Source organism: Roseibium sp. RKSG952 (assembly GCF_009711355.1).
Genome location: NZ_SMMF01000418.1, coordinates 1 through 896, shown reverse-complemented (window position 1 = coordinate 896; position 896 = coordinate 1). Strand labels below are relative to the sequence as shown.

Here is an 896-nt window from a genome sequence, read left to right as displayed (position 1 = left end):
CGCTTCGCTAAAAATCCACGTCCTTCAGGGTAGGGAAGACGTTAAGTGGGTTGACGACTACCAAACTCAGGCCGGCAGCATAATTGGAGAGTACGATGAGCACACACCACTACACTGAATGCGGACTGGAAAACGTCTACATCCACGGTATTGAGCCCATCATTGACAACGGTGGCGATGAGGCAATCATCGTCCAGGCCATCAACGAACTTCATCAGGTTATCGCCTATGGGATCGTGACACACGGCCAAGGCATTAGCGGAGATGAGCTACGTTTCCTGAGAACCGAAATGGGGTTTACTCAAGCCGAGTTGGCGGATGTTCTACACAACGACAAACAGACTGTCGGTCGTTGGGAGCGTGGCGAATACCCGATCGATAGCCTTGCGGAAACCATCATTCGCAAGCTCGTGATCGAGAAGCTTGAATTGGACGTGGACATGGCAATTGGCGAGATTTCCAGACGGAGCATTCCTACTGCGGAATTTCAACCAATCAATATCCACCAGGTAAACGATTCCCACGAGTCGCACTACCAGCTGGCAGCATAAACGAGTGGCGAAGGGGCTCGCCCCCTTCGGTCTCTGAACATTGAACGGGCACAGATATACGGCAGGATAAATTTTGGCTGCTGCTGCAGAAGCTCCGGATGACGCAAGTCACTTAAACGGACGTTTTTGAACCAAATCAAGAGGGTTGGAATGTTCGCGAAAAATCCACCATCAACTGTCATTTAACTTGTCTCGAAATCAAAGCCTCATCAACGCTGTCATTGGGAGATTGTGTAGCACTGTCGATGTTCATGTTTTGATCCTTCTACAGTATATCTGTGCCCGCTCAATGTTCAGAGGCCTTGTTCTCCTCATGCAAGCGCGCCAGTTCCGATGCGTCCGCCT

Annotated in this window: 1 protein-coding gene; it reads left to right on the top strand. The window is 50.4% G+C overall.

Annotated elements, in window-relative coordinates; all coding sequences use genetic code 11:
- Positions 1-95: 95 nt before the first annotated feature.
- Complete coding sequence (locus tag E1297_RS01315; RefSeq protein WP_155132917.1) at positions 96-551, top strand: DNA-binding transcriptional regulator; 456 nt, start codon at positions 96-98, stop codon at positions 549-551.
- The last annotated feature ends 345 nt before the right edge of the window (positions 552-896 follow it).